Annotated in this window: 3 rRNA genes; all 3 read left to right on the forward strand. The window is 55.4% G+C overall.

Annotation, left to right across the window (positions count from 1 at the left end):
- Positions 1-252 precede the first annotated feature (252 nt).
- Positions 253-1,773: ribosomal RNA gene (locus AB4Y76_RS21225) — 16S ribosomal RNA — on the forward strand.
- A 363-nt stretch (positions 1,774-2,136) separates the two neighbouring features.
- A 23S ribosomal RNA gene (locus AB4Y76_RS21230) occupies positions 2,137-5,242 on the forward strand.
- Between the two features lie 84 nt (positions 5,243-5,326).
- Positions 5,327-5,443: ribosomal RNA gene (rrf, locus tag AB4Y76_RS21235) — 5S ribosomal RNA — on the forward strand.
- The 16S, 23S and 5S rRNA genes sit together here, the layout of an rRNA operon.
- Positions 5,444-5,511: the final 68 nt, after the last annotated feature.

Genomic DNA, 5,511 nt, shown 5'->3' on the forward strand with positions numbered 1-5,511 from the left:
CAGGTTGCCCCCCAGCATGGCCGTGAGGTCGGGTTGTGGTGCGCGCTTGATCCTTGAGAACTCAACAGTGTGCCAAAAGTCGACGAATTAGTTTGATACCCGTTGGCTGGATCTACTTTGGTAGTGATGGTCGATGGTTCCTTTGGTAAGAAACGATGATTCCGACAATATTGTCGGCGTATCGGTCTCTTGCTAGGTGAAACAATCATTGAGATTTGCCTGCTGCTCTTCGGGGTGGTTGGCTGTGAGATTTCAACGGAGAGTTTGATCCTGGCTCAGGACGAACGCTGGCGGCGTGCTTAACACATGCAAGTCGAGCGGTAAGGCTCCTTCGGGAGTACACGAGCGGCGAACGGGTGAGTAACACGTGAGCAATCTGCCCTTCACTTTGGGATAACTCCGGGAAACCGAAGCTAATACCGAATATGACCACTTCCGGCATCGGATGGTGGTGGAAAGTTCCGGCGGTGAAGGATGAGCTCGCGGCCTATCAGCTTGTTGGTGAGGTAATGGCTCACCAAGGCTTCGACGGGTAGCCGGCCTGAGAGGGTGACCGGCCACACTGGGACTGAGACACGGCCCAGACTCCTACGGGAGGCAGCAGTGGGGAATATTGGACAATGGGCGAAAGCCTGATCCAGCAACGCCGCGTGAGGGATGACTGCCTTCGGGTTGTAAACCTCTTTCAGCAGGGACGAAGCGCAAGTGACGGTACCTGCAGAAGAAGCACCGGCCAACTACGTGCCAGCAGCCGCGGTAATACGTAGGGTGCGAGCGTTGTCCGGAATTATTGGGCGTAAAGGGCTCGTAGGCGGTCTGTTGCGTCGGGAGTGAAAACTCAGGGCTTAACCCTGAGCCTGCTTCCGATACGGGCAGACTAGAGGTATGCAGGGGAGAACGGAATTCCTGGTGTAGCGGTGAAATGCGCAGATATCAGGAGGAACACCGGTGGCGAAGGCGGTTCTCTGGGCATTACCTGACGCTGAGGAGCGAAAGTGTGGGGAGCGAACAGGATTAGATACCCTGGTAGTCCACACCGTAAACGTTGGGCGCTAGGTGTGGGACTCATTCCACGAGTTCCGTGCCGCAGCTAACGCATTAAGCGCCCCGCCTGGGGAGTACGGCCGCAAGGCTAAAACTCAAAGGAATTGACGGGGGCCCGCACAAGCGGCGGAGCATGCGGATTAATTCGATGCAACGCGAAGAACCTTACCTAGGTTTGACATATACGAGAAGCCTCTAGAGATAGAGGTCTCTTTGGACACTCGTATACAGGTGGTGCATGGCTGTCGTCAGCTCGTGTCGTGAGATGTTGGGTTAAGTCCCGCAACGAGCGCAACCCTCGTCTTATGTTGCCAGCACGTCATGGTGGGGACTCATAAGAGACTGCCGGGGTCAACTCGGAGGAAGGTGGGGATGACGTCAAGTCATCATGCCCCTTATGCCTAGGGCTTCACGCATGCTACAATGGCCGGTACAAAGGGCTGCGATACCGCAAGGTGGAGCGAATCCCAAAAAGCCGGTCTCAGTTCGGATTGGGGTCTGCAACTCGACCCCATGAAGTCGGAGTCGCTAGTAATCGCAGATCAGCAACGCTGCGGTGAATACGTTCCCGGGCCTTGTACACACCGCCCGTCACGTCACGAAAGTTGGTAACACCCGAAGCCAGTGGCCCAACCCTTGTGGAGGGAGCTGTCGAAGGTGGGACGAGCGATTGGGACGAAGTCGTAACAAGGTAGCCGTACCGGAAGGTGCGGCTGGATCACCTCCTTTCTAAGGAGCTTTATCTGGCAGGCTCAACCTGTCCAGGGCGTTCGGTTTGTGTAGACATACGTTCTACCGCCGGGCACTGCTCACTAGTGGAACGTCGATTATTTGGCTCGGAACCGCACGACGTCTTGTTAGTACAACCGCCTTCGCTTGCGAGGGATCACGGAGTGGAAACTCGAGGCCGGTTGCGGAACCGAATCAGGCACACTGTTGGGTCCTGAGGGATCGAGAGATCGATTCTTCTGGGCCACCATCCCCTTGAACCACTGAGTCACATCCTTGCGGATGGGCCGGTAGGCGAGGAACCGATGGGGGCGCCGCCCGTATCTTGAGAACTACACAGTGGACGCGAGCATCTTTGTAGCAAGACAAGCTACTAAGGGCACATGGTGGATGCCTTGGCACCAAGAGCCGATGAAGGACGTAGAAGCCTGCGATAAGCCCCGGGAAGTTGGCAATCGAACTGTGATCCGGGGATTTCCGAATGGGGAAACCCAGCTGGAGTCATGTCCAGTTACCTCTGCCTGAACACATAGGGCAGTTGGAGGGAACGTGGGGAAGTGAAACATCTCAGTACCCACAGGAAGAGAAAACAAAAGTGATTCCGAGAGTAGTGGCGAGCGAAATCGGAAGAGGCCAAACTCAAGCAGTGTGATAGCCGGCAGGCGTTGCTGTTTGAGGGTTGTGGGGCCGCTTGGCTGGTTCTGCCGAACCAGCACAGAGTAAGAAATCATTGATGAAGTCGAAGCGGACTGGAAAGTCCCGGCGTAGAGGGTGATACCCCCGTACACGTAAGTCAATGACTCTGAAGCGTCACCCCAAGTAACACGGAACCCCTGAAATTCCGTGTGAATCTGGCGGGACCACCCGTTAAGCCTAAATACTCCTTGGTGACCGATAGCGGACAAGTACCGTGAGGGAAAGGTGAAAAGTACCCCTGGCGGGGAGTGAAATAGTACCTGAAACCATGTGCCTACAATCCGTTGGAGCCTTCCTCGTGGGGGTGACAGCGTGCCTTTTGAAGAATGAGCCTGCGAGTTTGCGGTGTGTCGCAAGGTTAACCCGTGTGGGGAAGCCGTAGCGAAAGCGAGTCCGAATAGGGCGACTGAGTGGCACGCTCAAGACCCGAAGCGAAGTGATCTATCCATGGGCAGGTTGAAGCGCGGGTAAGACCGCGTGGAGGACCGAACCCACTTAGGTTGAAAACTGAGGGGATGACCTGTGGATAGGGGTGAAAGGCCAATCAAACTTCGTGATAGCTGGTTCTCCCCGAAATGCATTTAGGTGCAGCGTTGCGTGTTTCTTGCCGGAGGTAGAGCACTGGATAGCCGATGGGCCCTACAAGGTTACTGACGTTAGCCAAACTCCGAATGCCGGTAAGTGAGAGCGCAGCAGTGAGACAGTGGGGGATAAGCTCCATTGTCGAGAGGGAAACAGCCCAGATCATCAGCTAAGGTCCCTAAGCGATAACTAAGTGGAAAAGGATGTGGAGTCGCACAGACAACCAGGAGGTTGGCTTAGAAGCAGCCACCCTTAAAAGAGTGCGTAATAGCTCACTGGTCAAGTGATTCCGCGCCGACAATGTAGCGGGGCTCAAGTTATCCACCGAAGCTATGGCATTCGTGCTTAAGACAGGCCTTCGTGGTCCAGTTGCACGGATGGGTAGGGGAGCGTCGTGTGGCGAGTGAAGCAGCGGAGTGATCCAGTTGTGGACGCCACACGAGTGAGAATGCAGGCATGAGTAGCGAATGAAGAGTGAGAAACTCTTCCGCCGAATGATCAAGGGTTCCAGGGTCAAGCTAATCTGCCCTGGGTAAGTCGGGACCTAAGGCGAGGCCGACAGGCGTAGTCGATGGACAACGGGTTGATATTCCCGTACCGGCAAAATAGCGCCCATGACGAACCCGGTGATGCTAACTGTCCGAAACCATGCTTACTGACCCCTTCGGGGTGATGGGGCATGGCAGAGCACAGGACCCGAACCGGTAGTAGTCAAGCGATGGGGTGACGCAGGAAGGTAGTCGAACCGTGGCGATGGTTGACCACGGGTAAGTGCGTAGGGTTGGTGATAGGCAAATCCGTCACCTGTATGCCTGAGACACGATGCCGAGCTCTTATGAGCGAAGTCGATGATCCTATGCTGCCGAGAAAAACCTCTAGCGAGCTATGCGCCGCCCGTACCCCAAACCGACTCAGGTGATCAGGTAGAGAATACTAAGGCGATCGAGTGAACCATGGTTAAGGAACTCGGCAAAATGCCCCCGTAACTTCGGGAGAAGGGGGGCCGGATTTGTGAATGCACTTGCTGCAAAAAGCAATGATGGCCGCAGAGACCAGGCCCAAGCGACTGTTTACTAAAAACACAGGTCCGTGCGAAGTTGTAAGACGATGTATACGGACTGACTCCTGCCCGGTGCTGGAAGGTTAAGGGGACGTGTTAGCACTTGTGCGAAGCGCAGAACTTAAGCCCCAGTAAACGGCGGTGGTAACTATAACCATCCTAAGGTAGCGAAATTCCTTGTCGGGTAAGTTCCGACCTGCACGAATGGAGTAACGACTTGGGCGCTGTCTCAACCGTGGACTCGGCGAAATTGCACTACGAGTAAAGATGCTCGTTACGCGCGGCAGGACGGAAAGACCCCGGGACCTTTACTATAGTTTGGTATTGGTGTTTGGTTCAGTTTGTGTAGGATAGGTGGGAGACTTTGAAGCTCGGACGCCAGTTCGGGTGGAGTCAACGTTGAAATACCACTCTGACTGTATTAGACATCTAACCTAGGTCCGTTATCCGGATCAGGGACAGTGCCTGATGGGTAGTTTAACTGGGGCGGTTGCCTCCTAAAATGTAACGGAGGCGCTCAAAGGTTCCCTCAGCCTGGTTGGCAATCAGGTTTCGAGTGTAAGTGCACAAGGGAGCTTGACTGTGAGAGTGACAGCTCGAGCAGGGACGAAAGTCGGAACTAGTGATCCGGCGCTGGCATGTGGAAGCGGCGTCGCTCAACGGATAAAAGGTACCCCGGGGATAACAGGCTGATCTTCCCCAAGAGTCCATATCGACGGGATGGTTTGGCACCTCGATGTCGGCTCGTCGCATCCTGGGGCTGGAGTAGGTCCCAAGGGTTGGGCTGTTCGCCCATTAAAGCGGCACGCGAGCTGGGTTTAGAACGTCGTGAGACAGTTCGGTCCCTATCCGCCGCGCGCGCAGGAAACTTGAGAAAAGCTGCCCCTAGTACGAGAGGACCGGGGTGGACGAACCTCTGGTGTGCCAGTTGTTCCGCCAGGAGCACGGCTGGTTAGCTACGTTCGGAAGTGATAACCGCTGAAAGCATCTAAGCGGGAAGCACGTTTCAAGATGAGGTTTCCCACCGGGTTAACCGGGTAAGGCCCCCAGTAGACGACTGGGTTGATAGGCCGGAGGTGTACAGCAGTAATGCCCAGCCGACCGGTACTAATAGGCCGAGGGCTTGTCCCTCAAAGATGTTGCGCGTCCACTGTGTGGTTCCCGAGTTACGGTCGGGAACCTGAGAAATCAGGCTTCGATATAACTCCATAGAGTTTCGGCGGCCATAGCGAACGGGAAATACCCGGCTCCATTCCGAACCCGGAAGTCAAGCCGTTCAGCGCCGATGGTACTGCAACCGGGAGGTTGTGGGAGAGTAGGACGTCGCCGGACATAACTTTCGTAAGGGCCGCCCCTTCTGGGGCGGCCCTTACTCTTTTCTCCACACACATACGTGCAGC

Origin of the sequence: Marmoricola sp. RAF53, assembly GCF_052114005.1 — a bacterium.
Classification (GTDB): Bacteria; Actinomycetota; Actinomycetes; order Propionibacteriales; family Nocardioidaceae; genus Marmoricola.